13 protein-coding genes and 1 tRNA gene are annotated in these 13875 nt (G+C 56.8%); 8 read left to right on the top strand and 6 right to left on the bottom strand.

Going from position 1 to position 13875, the window contains the following annotated elements:
* The first annotated feature begins 59 nt into the window (after positions 1-59).
* The 3 genes from mobC to QZL71_RS08325 are packed head-to-tail and all read left to right on the top strand — an operon-like array spanning position 60 to position 2979.
* Positions 60-494 (top strand): plasmid mobilization protein, encoded by a 435-nt coding sequence (mobC, locus tag QZL71_RS08335; RefSeq protein WP_294648468.1) that lies wholly within the window; start codon positions 60-62, stop codon positions 492-494.
* The gene (locus QZL71_RS08330) at positions 466-2001 is read left to right on the top strand and encodes a relaxase/mobilization nuclease domain-containing protein (RefSeq protein ID WP_294648467.1); all 1536 of its coding nucleotides are present in this window, start codon (positions 466-468) and stop codon (positions 1999-2001) included. Before mobC ends, QZL71_RS08330 begins: the two co-directional genes overlap by 29 nt.
* A gap of 12 nt (positions 2002-2013) precedes the next feature.
* A complete protein-coding gene (locus tag QZL71_RS08325; RefSeq protein WP_294648466.1) occupies positions 2014-2979 on the top strand; it encodes a hypothetical protein in 966 nt (321 codons plus the stop codon).
* A 20-nt stretch (positions 2980-2999) separates the two neighbouring features.
* Here QZL71_RS08325 and QZL71_RS08320 read toward each other — a convergent pair whose 3' ends face one another.
* The 3 genes from QZL71_RS08320 to QZL71_RS08310 all read right to left on the bottom strand — a co-directional run bounded on the left by QZL71_RS08320 (position 3000) and on the right by QZL71_RS08310 (position 3915).
* Complete coding sequence (locus QZL71_RS08320) at positions 3000-3329, bottom strand: hypothetical protein (protein ID WP_294648465.1); 330 nt, start codon at positions 3327-3329, stop codon at positions 3000-3002.
* Positions 3330-3399: 70 nt separating this feature from the next.
* The gene (locus QZL71_RS08315; RefSeq protein ID WP_294648464.1) at positions 3400-3651 is read right to left on the bottom strand and encodes a DUF6061 family protein; all 252 of its coding nucleotides are present in this window, start codon (positions 3649-3651) and stop codon (positions 3400-3402) included.
* Positions 3652-3828: 177 nt separating this feature from the next.
* Positions 3829-3915: transfer RNA gene (locus QZL71_RS08310), tRNA-Leu, on the bottom strand.
* Between the two features lie 230 nt (positions 3916-4145).
* Between QZL71_RS08310 and QZL71_RS08305 the strand changes: the two genes are divergently transcribed.
* On the top strand, positions 4146-4520 hold the full coding sequence (locus QZL71_RS08305; RefSeq protein WP_154261093.1) for a DUF3592 domain-containing protein: 375 nt from the start codon (positions 4146-4148) through the stop codon (positions 4518-4520).
* 14 nt (positions 4521-4534) lie between these two features.
* The gene (locus tag QZL71_RS08300) at positions 4535-5488 is read left to right on the top strand and encodes an FKBP-type peptidylprolyl isomerase (RefSeq protein WP_294648463.1); all 954 of its coding nucleotides are present in this window, start codon (positions 4535-4537) and stop codon (positions 5486-5488) included.
* Positions 5489-5545: 57 nt separating this feature from the next.
* Here the strand turns inward: QZL71_RS08300 and QZL71_RS08295 are convergent, their stop codons facing one another.
* Both QZL71_RS08295 and QZL71_RS08290 read right to left on the bottom strand, forming a co-directional pair.
* Positions 5546-7321 carry an ABC transporter ATP-binding protein gene (locus tag QZL71_RS08295; protein WP_294648462.1) on the bottom strand — a complete coding sequence of 592 codons (1776 nt, stop codon included), beginning with the start codon at positions 7319-7321 and terminating at the stop codon, positions 5546-5548.
* Positions 7318-9057 (bottom strand): ABC transporter ATP-binding protein, encoded by a 1740-nt coding sequence (locus QZL71_RS08290; RefSeq protein WP_294648461.1) that lies wholly within the window; start codon positions 9055-9057, stop codon positions 7318-7320. Before QZL71_RS08290 ends, QZL71_RS08295 begins: the two co-directional genes overlap by 4 nt.
* Positions 9058-9264: 207 nt before the next feature.
* Between QZL71_RS08290 and QZL71_RS08285 the strand changes: the two genes are divergently transcribed.
* The 3 genes from QZL71_RS08285 to dnaK all read left to right on the top strand — a co-directional run bounded on the left by QZL71_RS08285 (position 9265) and on the right by dnaK (position 13390).
* Entirely contained in the window at positions 9265-10215 is a 951-nt protein-coding gene (locus QZL71_RS08285) for a glycosyltransferase family 2 protein (RefSeq protein ID WP_294648460.1), read from the top strand.
* A gap of 165 nt (positions 10216-10380) precedes the next feature.
* Entirely contained in the window at positions 10381-11481 is a 1101-nt protein-coding gene (locus tag QZL71_RS08280; RefSeq protein WP_154261097.1) for an SseB family protein, read from the top strand.
* A gap of 91 nt (positions 11482-11572) precedes the next feature.
* Positions 11573-13390 carry a molecular chaperone DnaK gene (gene dnaK, locus QZL71_RS08275; RefSeq protein WP_294648459.1) on the top strand — a complete coding sequence of 606 codons (1818 nt, stop codon included), beginning with the start codon at positions 11573-11575 and terminating at the stop codon, positions 13388-13390.
* A 135-nt stretch (positions 13391-13525) separates the two neighbouring features.
* Here the strand turns inward: dnaK and QZL71_RS08270 are convergent, their stop codons facing one another.
* Complete coding sequence (locus QZL71_RS08270; protein ID WP_005946525.1) at positions 13526-13663, bottom strand: hypothetical protein; 138 nt, start codon at positions 13661-13663, stop codon at positions 13526-13528.
* Positions 13664-13875: the final 212 nt, after the last annotated feature.

Here is a 13875-nt window from a genome sequence, read left to right as displayed (position 1 = left end):
AACGGCGTGTCGTGCTTACATAACTTCACCGAGGAGTTATCGAACAGACAGGAGGTACAATGACCAAAACGAATGTTCAACCGATTCCTAGCAATTCCCAGCACCACGACACGCCGAACAACAAAACGCACGTCATCAAGTTCCGTGTGACAGCGGAGGAAAAAGCGTCACTGGAACTCACTTGCAAACTCCTAAATCTCTCCCTCTCCACTTTCATCCGCCGAGCCATTCACAACGTCAAGATTGAGAAAACAGTCATCGTTGCCGGTGGTGGCGAAGAAGCCCTGACCGCTGTTTCCACCCTGCTTGCTCAGTGCAGCAAGGTGGGCGGAAACATCAACCAGCTTGCAAGGCACTTCAATTCAGGCGGTGCAGACACCGAGCAGATCCGAGCGAAACTCCTTGACGAACTTGCAGACCTGACTGCATTCCGGCTCAGCGCCGAGAAAGTTCTGGGTGAACTGTATGGCAACGCTCAAGCATATCGCCTCTAAAAACTCGGACTACACCGCCATCGAAGCGTACCTCGTTTACCAGCACGACGCGTTCACCGGAAAACAACTTCTGGATGAACAGGGCAAGCCGAAGCTGCGGGATTCGTACCTGCTCGATACACTTGAGTGTGGCAATTTCTCGTTCGCAACGGCCTGTCTGCTGGCGAACCGCAAGTATGGCAAGAACACCCAGCATGGTGATATCAAGAGTCACCAGTATATCATCAGCTTTGACCCACGCGATGCAGCCGACAATGGCTTGACCATGGAAACGGCACAGGCTCTTGGCCTGAAATTCTGCGAAGAAAACTTTCCCGGTCATCCTGCCATCGTCTGCACTCACCCGGATGGGCACAACCATTCGGGAAACATCCATGTCCACATCGTGATCGACAGCATCCGAACACGAGAGGTGGAACGCAAGCCCTATATGCAGAAGCCCCGCGACTGGCGCGAGGGTATGAAGCATTCCAGCACCGCCCAGACCATGCGGCACCTCCGTGTCGAGGTCATGGAGCTGTGCGAGGGTGCCGGACTGTACCAGATCGACCTGCTCAACGGCTCGAAAGAGCGTGTGAGCGAAGCTGAGTATTGGGCGCGCAGGCGCGGTCAGCAGAAGCTCGACCTTGCAAACGCAGCCCTCACCGCAGCCGGACAACCGTCCCAGCAAAAGAAGTTTGAAACCGTAAAGGACACTTTGCGGAAGCAGATTTCTTCGGTGCTGTATCGCGCTGTGAGTTTTGAGGATTTTTCCGATAGGCTCATGCAGCAGTACGGCATTGCCGTCAAGGAAAGCCGTGGGCAGCTCAGCTATCTGCCTGCTGGCAGAACAAAGTTCATCCGGGCAAGACATCTCGGTGACAAGTTCGATAAGGCAGCAGTGCTTGCCACGTTGCAGGCAAACACCGAGCGCAAACCCAAGGCGCAGTTCAAGCAGGATACCATCGGGAAACTGATCGACATCCAGTCGAAGATGACCGAGGGCAAGGGCATCGGCTATAAGCGTTGGCTCACGAAACACAACCTCAAAGTTATGGCACAGACCGTGAAGCTTCTGCAGGAAAAGGGCTTGACCGACGAGGACGCCCTGAACCAGCGCATCGCCGAACTGGAAGCCAAGTATCACGACTCGCTGGCGGTGGTGAAAGACCTCGAAAGCTGCATGAAGGCCAACAAAGAGCTGCGCTATCATGTCGCAGCCTATACCAGCACCAAGAATGTCGCACAGCAGTTAAAGACCGCCAAGCGACCCGCAGCCTTTGAGGAACAGCATCGTGCAGAGCTGACAGCGTACCGGGCGGCAGCAGCCTATTTCAAGGCAAACAACATCACAAAGCTGCCCAGCCCGAAAAAGCTGGAAGCCGAGTATGCGCAGCTGGCATCCGAAAAGGCAAAGTTCTACGAGCAGTACAAAGAAGCCAAAGAGGAACTGCTCAAGCTGAAAACCGCAAAGCAGAATGTTGCGTCCTTTTTCCGGGAGGAAGAGCAGACGCAGCAGGAGAGATAAAGGAGTGTGCGTATGATCAATCTGAAAATTGACCCGGAGTTCCAGTCCCAGATTCCTCCTCTGACCGATGATGAATTCAAGCAGCTTGAAGAAAACATCCTGAAAGAGGGCAAGCTGCTCTCTCCTTTGATCGTTTGGGGTAACACCCTTGTTGATGGTCACAACCGTTATGCGATTCTTCAGAAGCATCCCGAAATCTGCTTTTCTACCATGCCGCTCCGCTTTGCAAATCGTGAGGAAACACTCGCTTGGATTTGCAAGAATCAGCTGGGGCGGCGCAATCTTTCCCCCGAACAAAAGCGTTACCTGCTGGGGAAGCAGTACGAAGCCGAGAAGAAAGCTGCAAAAATCTTTCGGGGCAATCAGTACACTTTAGCAAAGAAAAGTGGTGGTGATCACGGTGATAACCACCACTCCGGGAAGAAAACCTGCGACCGGATCGCAGAGGAAAACGGTGTCAGCCGTGCCTCCGTTCTTCGTGCCAGCCACTATACACGAGGCATCGACATCGCAGATAATCTCTCTCCCGGCATCAAGCAGAAAGTCTTTTCCGGCGAAGTGAAGTTCACCAACGAAGAAATGTCCAAGCTTGTGCAGGCAAGTGTCGAGCATCGTTCAGATGTCCTTGCTCAAATCCTGCATCCAGAGGCATTGGAAGTGTTGGAATCTGCCAGCGCAGAATTTGAACCTGAAAAAGCGGAACCCGTTCCCATGCCCACACCACAAACAGAAGAATTTCGGTGCTATCATGTACCGGACGAGTTTATGAAGGTTTACAAATCTTTGAGCCGTGCGACCGAAATGATGAAAAACTCATGGAAGAAAACGCTCAAAAACAATCCCAGCTATTTCACTGACCCGGAAAAGCAGAAGGTTCTCCGCTTCGCAATGCAGCGACCTGCTAACTACCTGACTGAAATCGAAACCTATCTGGAAAAGGCTCTTGCAGAAGCCCTTGAAGAAGAAAAGACCGCATAACAGCAGACATCTGTAAGCCATCAACGAGCCACCAGCCGCAAGAGCAGGGCGGAAAGCATCCGCGCCCTTGCGCCTGATAAAAATTGGAACTTTGATTTTCTCGCCCGAATTTGCCACGGTGGGACGATCAAAGGAGCGTGCGTTTGAACAAAAAGAAAAAGTCCACAAACACTTCCCCTTATCCCGATGAAATCATCGACCGTCTGGCACGGGCATTCTACCCGGCCATCCTTGCCTGCTGGAACAGCGAGGAAGGCCAGCGGGAGTTTGCCGTATGGCAGGCAGAACAGGCTCATCATGCAAACAACGAAAAACAGGAAGTTCCCACTGGGGAACTCCCTGTTGTACATATCGTTATCGTCTGTGGCTTTTGGCAGGGTGCGTCCTATTCAGGGGCGCACCCTGTTTTTTGTTTTGCCCTTAATCTTCTAGCCCATGGCTTCCAGCCACATTCTTCAAATATTTCTCCAGGTCACCGTTCAGAATCAAATCTGCATAGCCCAACGGATCGTTGTAGATGAGGTAGTCCAGTTCCGTCCTCTGCGCCATGGTCACGTCCAATTCATCCTCGACCCCAGTGCAGTCAATGGAGATTTTTCTCCCATCCCGGAGCAGAAGCTCCACGCACCCGGTGTCCATGTTGAATTTGCAGGCTCTTTCATCGTACTTCATGTTTGTGTCCTTTCTGCCTTACGGCACCTTTACAGTTGTGACCTTTGTGATACGGTCTTTCTTCTGATAAGGTTTCGGACACACAGCGGTTGGAAAAGCACCTTCGTTCTGCTTTCCGAAAAAAACAAAAAATCCGAACCCTTCTCCTATCGAGAAAAGGTTCGGATTTTCATTGTTTGGTGCGGATAAGAGGACTTGAACCTCCACCGAGTTGCCCCGATTAGAACCTGAATCTAACGCGTCTGCCAATTCCGCCATATCCGCATATTCTGTTTTGTTCGTGAGGCGTGACGCTCGGAACGATAGTTATTATACCAGATATGGCAGAATTGTCAAGCATTATTTTTAATTTTTCTCGACAAAATTTTGCTTGAAAATTGATGCATTCTGAATGGCAGCTGCAGGGCGAAATTTTTGCCAAAGTGTGATACAATAAACAGGACGCGCCGGGAGGGTGTCCTGCGCGCAGACTGAGAAAACGAGGGAAATGCAGAATGTTCAATATCATTATTTTCCTGCTGGGAGCAGGCATCATGTTCTTTATGGCTCTGCGCAGTGTGCTGGCACGGCGCAGGCTGTGCACGCAGGGGCAGAAGGTCACGGCCACGGTGGAGGGCACCGTGCAGAGCCGGGATGGCGGTGCCTATGTGCTGGCCTTTACCACCGCAGGCGGCAGCCATCGGCTGCACTACCCGAAGCCTGCGCGGGGCAAGAGCTTTGCGGTGGGGGATACCGTCACCTTATACTATGACCCCGACGACCCGGAGAAGATGTACGTGGAAGGCGACCGGGCCACGCTGGGAGCCGAGGTGCTGTATGCCGTGATAGGTGTGGCCCTGCTGGTGCTGACCGTGGGCATTGCCCGCTGAAAGGGGAAAAGAGAATGAAACTGGAACATTTTGGCATGGCTGAGCCGGGCGACTGCCGGCTGGTATTTACAGCCGGTGCCGAGGAACTGGCGGCAGCCGTTGCGCAGGTGCAGGCGGAGCCGGACGCGCCGCAGGAAGAGGACGGTCTGCTGACCGAGGCGGTGAATCGCACCATTCTTGGCGGCTTTTCGGCGCTGTATGAGCAGCTGGTGCAGGAGTACCATGTGGTGCCGGTGACCGACCCGGATTTTGAATTGCTGGCGGTGAACCGGGCCGAGGGCTTCCGGGCGGGGGCGCAGTTCTACGCGTTGCCGCCGCTGGAAGTGGGAGCATACACCGGTTTCGTGCAGCCCATTGAGCCGCACCCCATCCGGCAGCTGACCATTGAACTGGAGATCAACCGTCACCACGGCAACGAAGAACGTGCAGCCGATGCAGCGGGCAAGGCGGCGCTGCGGCAGCAGGTGGCCCGCGAGATCTGGGCACAGCGCTGTGCCCAGGCTGAGCAGCGGGCACGCAAGGAGCTGGTATGGCAGCTGGGCGATGCAGTGAAAGGCCCGCTGCCAAAGCAGCTGGTGGGCGGTAACTATTTTGCCGAGCAGCGCCAGTTCAACCTGAGCCTGCAGGCCAATGGCATCAACTTTGACCAGTTCCTTAAAGTGCGCGGCCAGACGGTGGAAGAGTTCCGTGCATGGCTCCACGCGCAGGCAGAGCGCAAGCTGCGCAGCTGGCTGGGGCTTCTGCTGGTGGCAGAAAAGGAGGGCCTTGCACCCACGGACGCCGAGGTGGAAGCAGCCGCTGCCCACTGGGATGCCAAGCTGGACGGCGAGCGCACCTTCCCCGCCAACGATGCACGCAAGGTGCGCCAGCGTCTGGCCCGGGAGAGGGCGGAGCAGTTCATCGTGGAGCACTCTACCCTCACGCCGCCGCCCGATGAACCCATCGTGCAGAAAGTTGAAAGCAAATAATAACAAAAAGGAGCGATGCAGCGCATCGCTCCTTTTTGTTATTATTATCAGGAACTCTCAGGTCTCCACGCCCTCGAACTGGCTGTTGTAGAGCTTGGCGTAGAAGCCGTTTGCAGCAAGCAGCTCGTCGTGGCTGCCCTGCTCCACAATGTGGCCGTCCTTCATCACAAGGATCACGTCCGCCTCGCGGATGGTGGAAAGGCGGTGCGCCACAATAAAGCTGGTACGGCCCTGCATCATGCGGGCAAAAGCTTTCTGGATACGCACCTCGGTGCGGGTATCAATGGAGGATGTTGCTTCGTCCAGGATCAGCATCGGCGGCAGGCAGAGCATCACGCGGGCAATGCACAGCAGCTGCTTCTGGCCCTGACTGATGTTGCCGCCGTCCTCGGCGATGACGGTATCGTAGCCCTCCGGCAGGCGGCGGATGAAGCTGTCTGCATGGGCGGCTTTGGCTGCTGTCACGATCTCTTCAAGGCTTGCATCCGGCTTGCCGTAGGCAATGTTTTCCCGCACGGTACCGGCCCGCAGCCATGTATCCTGCAGCACCATGCCGTAGCTGCCGCGCAGGGAAGCGCGGGTCACATCCCGGATGTCGGTGCCGGACACCTTGATGGAACCGCCGTTCACATCATAGAAGCGCATGAGCAGGTTGATGAGGGTGGTCTTGCCGCAGCCGGTAGGGCCGACGATGGCAATGCGCTGGCCGGGCTTTACGTCGAGGGAAAGGCTCTCGATCAGCGGGCGGTCGGGCAGGTAGCGGAAGGAAACATCCTCCAGCTGCACATGGCCGTCCGGCTGCAGCACGGAGGCGTTCTCGACTTCCGGCACCTGATCGTCGGCATCCAGCAGCTCAAACACGCGGGCGGCGCAGGCCAGTGCGTTCTGCAGCTCCGTCACCACGCCGGAGATTTCGTTGAAGGGCTTGGTGTACTGGTTGGCGTAGCTCAAAAACACGCTCAGCTGGCCGATGGTGATGCCGCCCCGCACCGCGTACACGGCACCCACAAGGCCCACGCCTGCGTACACGATGTTATTCACAAAGCGGGTGGCGGGGTTGGTCAGGCTGGAAAAGAAGATGGCCTTCAGGCTCACGTCCTGCAGACGGCCATTCACCTCGTCAAAGGCGGTAAGGCTCTCGGCCTCGTGGCCGAAGGCCTGCACCACCTTCTGGCCCTCGATCATCTCGTTGACCAGCGCGGTCTGCTCGCCGCGCACGGCGCTCTGGCTCTGGAAGTAACCATAGCTGCGCTTGGCAAGGAAGCTTGCCACCACGAGGCTCAGCGGGGTGATGCACACCACCACCAGCGTGATGGGCACATTCTCGCTGAGCATGAACAGCAGGGTGCCGAGGATGGTCAGCACGCCGCTGAACAGCTGTGTAAAGCCCATCAGAAGGCCGTCCGCAAAGGTATCCACATCGGCCACCATGCGGCTGACGATATCGCCGGAGGGGTGGCTGTCGAGGTAGGAAAGCGGCAGGGTCTGAATTTTGCGCAGGGCTTCGTTGCGCAGGTCGCGGCTGACAAGGAAGGTGATGCGGTTGTTGCACACGCTCAGCAGCCACTGCGCAAGAGCGGCCACACCGGCAACCACCAGCACCTCGATGATAATGCGCATCACACCGCCAAAATCTACGGCACCCTTGCCCAGCATCATATCAATGGCGCTGCCGCAGAGGATGGGGATATACAGCTGTGCGCCCACGCTCACAGCGGCCACCACAAGGCTGCACACCACAAACAGGGAATAAGGTTTGATCTTGCCCAGAACACGGGTCAAGGTGGCCTTGCGCTGCTGCGGGGTCAGCTTTGTTTTTGCTTTTGCACTCATTTCTGCGCATCCCCTTTCTTGAACTGGCTCTCGTAGATCTCCTCGTAGACGGGGCAGGTCTGGCGCAGCTGGTCGTGGGTGCCGATGCCCACCAGATGGCCGTCGTCCAGCACCAGAATTTGATCCGCGTGCTGCAGGCTGGCGGCGCGCTGGCTCACGATGAACACGGTCAGGCTGCCGGGCAGAGCAGCCAGTGCCTTGCGCAGAGCAGCATCGGTGGCGTAGTCCAGTGCGCTGGCGCTGTCGTCAAGGATCAGAATTTCCGGCTTGCCCACAAGGGCGCGGGCGATGGTCAGGCGCTGCTTCTGTCCGCCGGACAGGTTGCGACCGCCCTGCTCCACAGGCTCGTCCAGCCCAAGGGGCTTGGCTTTGACGAACTCCGCAGCCTGTGCTGTTTCCAGTGCAGCCCACAGGTCCGCATCGGTGGCATTCTTGTTGCCCCACAGCAGGTTGGAGCGGATGGTGCCGCCAAAGAGCTGGGCCTTCTGCATGACCATGGCTGCCTTGCCGCGCAGTTCTTCACGGGGATAGTTCCGGGCATCGCGGCCCATGATCTCCACCGTGCCCTCGGTGGCATCGTAGAAGCGGGGGATCAGGTTGACAAGGCTGGATTTGCCGCTGCCGGTACCGCCGATGACACCAATGGTCTGGCCGCGCTTTGCAGTGAAGCTGATGTCGGAAAGGCTGGGTGCACCGGCACCCGCATAGGTCAGGCTTACGTGCTCAAAGCGCACGGCATCGCCGGATTTTTCGGCGGGCACCTCGCCCAGAAGCTTTTCCGGGAAGGCCATGCCGGGCGTGGTGTCCAGCACAGCCTGCACGCGGCCTGCGCAGGCCAGTGCCTTGCTCACCTGCACGATCAGGTTTGCCAGCTTGACCAGCTCCACAAGGATCTGGTTCATGTAGTTCACCAGCGCGATCACGTCGCCGGAAGCCATGCCACCCACATTGATCTCAATGCTGCCCACATATAGCAGTGCCACAATGGCAATGTTGATGAGCACATAGGTCAGCGGATTCATCAGGGCAGAGATATGGCCTACATGGAGCTGCATCTTGGTCAGCAGGTCGTTGGCATTCTCAAAGCGCTCTACCTCGCTCTTTTCCTTATCAAAAGCGCGCACCACGCGCACGCCGGTCAGGTTTTCACGGGTCAGGCCCAGCACCCGGTCAAGGCGATTCTGTACCGTCTTGTACAGGGGCCGGGTAGCAGCCATGATGCCGAACACCACCACGCTCAGCAGCGGGATGGTCACTACAAAGATCAGCGCTGCACGGGAATTCACCGTAAAGGCCATGACCATGGCACCGATCACCACGAACGGGCTGCGCAGGAACAGGCGTAAAAACAGGTTCAGGCCGCTCTGCACCTGATTCACGTCGCTGGTCATACGGGTGATCAGGGTGCTGGTGCCGAGGGTGTCCATCTCGGTAAAGCTCAGGGTCTGGATGTGCTCAAACAGGGCGTGGCGCAGAGCTGTGGAATAGCCCACGGCCGCCTTTGCGGAAAAATACTGTGCCGTCAGGCTACAGGCAAGGCCGATCAAGGCCAGCAGCAGCAAAATGCCGCACCGCACAAGAATATAGTGGAAGTCGTGGGCGGCAATGCCGATGTTCACGATATCCGCCATGACCAGCGGCACGAACAGGTCGAACGTGGCTTCCAGCATCTTGAAAAGGGGCGCAAGCACGCTCTCGCGCTTGTAGTCCTTCAGATAGCCTAGCATCTTGTTCAAGGCGATACTCCTTCTTTCTTGCTTTCTTGCATTATAAGGTTTATGAAATCCTACTTATTATAGCGTACAAAAACTTAAAAAGCCATAGAAAATGTTTTTATTGCAAAAGTGTGCTGAAAACCGCCGGGCAAAATGCCGAAAACGGTTGAAACCGGGGTGGGGGTATGCTACAATGATTTTAAATATTGCACAAAAGGGGAAACAGGAATGCTGATAAGTTTGGTCGTTCCGTGCTACAATGAGGAAGAATCACTTCCCATTTTTTATAAAGAGGCCAGCAAGATCGCACAGCAGATGGGAATATCCCACGGAGCAGATTTTGAGTTCATCTTTGTGGATGACGGCTCAAAAGACCGCACACTGCAGATCGCGCGGGAATTGCACCGGAAAGATGCCCGTGTGCGGTACATCTCCTTCAGCCGGAACTTTGGCAAGGAAGCAGGCATTTATGCCGGATTAAAAGCGGCAAAGGGCGATTATGTAGCAACGATGGATGCGGATCTGCAGGACCCGCCCTCGCTGCTGCCGGAAATGCTGGAGCTGCTGCTCTCCGGCGAATATGACTGCGCGGCCACCCGCCGCACGACACGCGGGGGTGAACCGCCCGTTCGCAGCTGGTTTGCCAAAAAGTTTTATCAGATCATCAATAAGCTCTCGGATACAGAGATCGTGGATGGAGCAAGAGACTTCCGCCTGATGAGCCGCAAAATGACTGATGCCGTGCTGAGCATGGCGGAATATAACCGCTTCAGCAAGGGTATTTTCAGCTGGGTCGGCTTTAAAACAAAGTGGATCGACTACAAAAACGTAGAGCGTGTGGCGGGCACAACAAAGTGGAACTTCTGGGGTCTGCTCAAATATTCGATCGAAGGCATTGTGGGCTTTTCCACAGCTCCGCTGCTGATGGCGGCGGGCCTTGGCCTTGCCTTTTGCGTATTGGCGTTTGTAGGCATCATGATCGTGGTGGTGCGTGCACTGATGTTCGGCGACCCTACTTCCGGCTGGCCGAGCCTTGTCTGCATTATCCTTTTGTGCAGTGGTGTGCAGCTGCTGTGTACGGGAATTGCGGGCGAGTACCTTGCCAAAACATATCTTGAAACAAAGCACAGACCGATCTATATTGCTGCTGAGACCGAAGACGATCTGGACGCAGAATAAGGCGTTTCAGGAAAAATGTATTTTTAACGGGGTGCCAGAAGAAGCTGATCTGGCACCCCGCTTTTTTTGAGCAGGGAAAAATGGATACATACAGATAGGCGTTGTACCCAAAGCCATTTCCTGCTATACTAAAAATTGACTAGAAACTGGAAGAATGGTGAGCAGATGGCAAAAAGACAAGACGGCGGCATCCGGCTGCGCCCGGTGGGCACCCGCAAGCATCGGCAGAACGCTCCGGCCTACAGCCCGGCGGGCACCGGCTGCCCGGCCTTTGAGCAGGCAGTGGAAAATTTATATAAAGGCCAGAACGAAGAAAGCTTCTGGACGCTGATGGGCGCTTTGAACTATGCACTGGAAATGGAGACCCATGTTCTGGTGCCGCTGCGCACGGCACTGACGGTGCACAACACGCCTGCACCGTGGACGGAGCATCCGGTGCCCACGGCAAAGGCTAAGGACCTGCAGCTGTGGACCCTGCGCAACGAGAAGGGCCGCACATGGCTGCCTATGTTCACCTCTGCAGCTGCGGCCTGCGCCGACCGCAGCACTTCTGCCCGGCCAATGGCAGATTACACCCTGCAGGATGCCATGGAGCTGGCCCTTTCCACTGAGGGGATCGACGGCGTGGTGCTGGACCCGTGGAGCCACTCGGCTACGCTGGACGGCGCTCTGCTCAACGGTTTGCTGCACGCGGGTCATACGCCGGAAGACCCCGGTGATGAGAAAGCAGATGCCGGAAAGGAAGCCGCCCGCAAGGGCAATTGGGCGCAGGCTGTGGAATGCTTTGAAAAAGCAGCCGAGCTTGGCAGTGCCATGGGACTTGCCCTGCTGGCAGACTGTATTTATAAGGGCCGCGGCACCCGCACGAACCGTGCCAAGGCCCGCCGCATGTGGAAGGAAGCAGCGGACAGCGGCGAGATCTTATCCAACATTGCACTGGGCGATGACTGCGCTGCCCGGGGCGACAATGGCCGGGCACTTTTGTATTACCGCCGTGCCCGCGCCAACGCAGCCCATATGCCGGATATCGAGTACACTCCGCAGGTGTGCCTGCGTGTGGCCCAGACCGAAACGCGCTACACCAGCCGCAAAAAGGCGCTGGCACTGGCCGCAGAAGCAAGGCAGGGCTTTTCCATCAAGGCCCGTGAGCACGAGCCGGACGCAGAGCAGTGGCTGGCCGAAGCCGACCAGCTCATCCGGGAACTGACCAGTGAACTGCCTGCCAGAGCCACAGCTTACGACATGGAATCTTTACAATTGGACTAAAAAATCGTCATATCGGGACGGTAAGATATACTCGGAAATGATTTGAAGAGCTGCGCCCAAGATGCACAGCACCGGAGAGGAAACAGACAGTATGAGCAAAGTAATCGGCATCGATCTCGGCACGACCAATTCCTGTGTGGCAGTGGTGGAGGGCGGCAAGCCCGTGGTCATCACCAATGCGGAGGGTGAGCGCACCACCCCCAGCGTTGTGGCCTTCACGAAGGACGGTGAACGTCTGGTGGGCGGCGCGGCCAAGCGCCAGATCGCCACAAATTCCGGGCGCACCATCTCCAGCATCAAGCGCCATATGGGCAGTGACTACCGGGTGCACATCGACGGCAAAGACCTGACCCCGCAGGAGATCAGCGCCATGATCTTGGCCAAGATCCGCCGCGATGCCGAGAGCTATCTGGGCGAGCCGGTGACCGAAGCGGTCATCACGGTGCCCGCCTACTTCGACGACAGCCAGCGCAAGGCTACGCAGGATGCAGGCCGCATTGCAGGCCTGAACGTGCTGCGCATCATCAACGAGCCTACTGCTGCCGCTGTGGCCTATGGTTTGGATAACGAAGCATCGCAGAAGATCCTCGTCTACGACCTCGGCGGCGGCACCTTTGATGTGTCCATCATCGAGATCGAGGACGGGACCTTTACGGTGCTTGCCACCGGCGGCGACACCCATCTGGGCGGTGACGACTTCGATCAGCGCATCGTGGAATATGCCGTGGCCGAGTTCAAAAAGTCGGATCGCATCGACCTCTCCCGCGACCCGGCAGCTATGGGCCGACTGAAAGAGGAAGCCGAAAAGGCAAAGAAGGAGCTTTCTGCCGCGCCGTCGGCACAGCTGAACCTCCCCTTTATCGCAGTGGGCAAGGACGGCCCTCACCACTTGGATATCTCGCTTTCCCGCCCGCAGTTCGAAATGATGACCGGCGACCTGCTGGCCCGCACAGTGGCTCCCGTGCAGAATGCGCTGCGGGATGCAGGCATTTCTGCCAGCCAGCTGGGAAAGGTGCTGCTGGTGGGCGGCAGCACCCGGATGCCTGCGGTGGAGCGTCAGGTGAAGGAGCTGTTGGGCTGCGAACCCAGCCACAGCCTGAACCCGGACGAGTGTGTTGCCATGGGTGCGGCTGTGCAGGGCGGTCTGCTGCAGGGCGGCGGCAAGCTGGCCGGTGCCACCGGCGCAGCGGCGCAGGGCCTTGTGCTGATGGATGTGACCCCGCTGACCCTCTCCATTGAGACGCTGGGCGGCGTGGCCACCCCGCTGATCACCCGCAACAGCATGATCCCCACCCGCAAGAGCCAGATCTTCACCACCGCACGGCCCATGCAGACCAGTGTGGAGATCAACGTGCTGCAGGGCGAGCGCCACTTTGCCCGCGACAACAAGAGTCTGGGCAAATTCAAGCTCACCGGCATTCGGGCAAGCTTCTCCTCCAAACCGCAGATCGAAGTTACCTTCGATATCGACGTGAACGGCGTGGTGAAGGTGTCTGCCAAAGACCTTGGCACCGGCCGGGAGCAGAACATCACCATCACCGGCAGCACCAACCTTTCGGAAAATGAGATCCAGCGCGCCATGGCAGACGCTGCCGCCTACGAGGCCGAGGACAGCCGCCGCAAGGAGCGCTTAGACCTGCACAATCAGGCCGAGGTGCTGGCCTACAAGGTGGACGAGGCTCTTTCCAAATGCAAAAAGGAGCTGGACAAGGACGAGAAGAACCGCATCAAAACGGACCTTGCCAACCTCCGCCGCTGCCTGCGCAAGGATAAGCCCGAAAAGATGAATGAAAACGAGGAAGCCAATCTCCGTCAGGCCAAGACCCAGCTGGAAGAGAGCGCCAACCATCTGATGGTGCTGTATACCAGCGAGCAGGGCGAAAGCGGAAACGGAGAAAATAATCTGTAACACGTAAAAAAGGTCGCCCTTGACAGAGCGACAGAAAAAAGTTATACTACAAACAGAAGGGGCGCTGACTGCAAAGGTCAGCTTTCCATCCCGTTAGTCAAAAAGATTGACCGCTCGGCTGGTAACTGTAGGCGGTCAATCTTTTTTGTTATCATCGCTTTTCGTCTGGGAAAACTTTGCCATAACCTCGACGGTCAGGCGGATCACATCCACGATCAGACCCAGCAGCGTGAGAATGAACGTAAGCAGTGCGAGAGTTTCCAACAGAGTCATCCGATATCCCTCCCTTCGCCTTCAAGGCTCCGGGCAGGGTACTTCCCCAAAAAAGTTTCCTCCCGGAACCTCTGCTTCGTTCTATGTGAAAAGAAGCAGCGATACGGGATAGAAAGCATGACCACCAATTTTGCAATCAGCGCCTTATTTGCATTATACCATAATTTTTGACGAAGTACAACAAAACGCTCCGCTGTGTTTTGCACAGCGGA

It is taken from the genome of uncultured Faecalibacterium sp. (assembly GCF_900066275.1).
In the GTDB taxonomy this organism is placed as follows: Bacteria; Bacillota; Clostridia; order Oscillospirales; family Ruminococcaceae; genus Faecalibacterium; species Faecalibacterium taiwanense.
This window is presented reverse-complemented; position numbering and strand designations above follow the sequence as displayed.

Bases quoted from the DNA above. Each gene is read 5' to 3' on its own strand.
- QZL71_RS08270 (WP_005946525.1), bottom strand. From the start codon at position 13,663: ATGACTCTGTTGGAAACTCTCGCACTGCTTACGTTCATTCTCACGCTG.
- mobC (WP_294648468.1), top strand. From the start codon at position 60: ATGACCAAAACGAATGTTCAACCGATTCCTAGCAATTCCCAGCACCAC.
- QZL71_RS08315 (WP_294648464.1), bottom strand. From the start codon at position 3,651: ATGAAGTACGATGAAAGAGCCTGCAAATTCAACATGGACACCGGGTGC.
- QZL71_RS08285 (WP_294648460.1), top strand. From the start codon at position 9,265: ATGCTGATAAGTTTGGTCGTTCCGTGCTACAATGAGGAAGAATCACTT.
- QZL71_RS08305 (WP_154261093.1), top strand. From the start codon at position 4,146: ATGTTCAATATCATTATTTTCCTGCTGGGAGCAGGCATCATGTTCTTT.
- QZL71_RS08325 (WP_294648466.1), top strand. From the start codon at position 2,014: ATGATCAATCTGAAAATTGACCCGGAGTTCCAGTCCCAGATTCCTCCT.
- QZL71_RS08280 (WP_154261097.1), top strand. From the start codon at position 10,381: ATGGCAAAAAGACAAGACGGCGGCATCCGGCTGCGCCCGGTGGGCACC.
- QZL71_RS08300 (WP_294648463.1), top strand. From the start codon at position 4,535: ATGAAACTGGAACATTTTGGCATGGCTGAGCCGGGCGACTGCCGGCTG.
- QZL71_RS08295 (WP_294648462.1), bottom strand. From the start codon at position 7,321: ATGAGTGCAAAAGCAAAAACAAAGCTGACCCCGCAGCAGCGCAAGGCC.
- QZL71_RS08320 (WP_294648465.1), bottom strand. From the start codon at position 3,329: ATGTACAACAGGGAGTTCCCCAGTGGGAACTTCCTGTTTTTCGTTGTT.
- dnaK (WP_294648459.1), top strand. From the start codon at position 11,573: ATGAGCAAAGTAATCGGCATCGATCTCGGCACGACCAATTCCTGTGTG.
- QZL71_RS08330 (WP_294648467.1), top strand. From the start codon at position 466: ATGGCAACGCTCAAGCATATCGCCTCTAAAAACTCGGACTACACCGCC.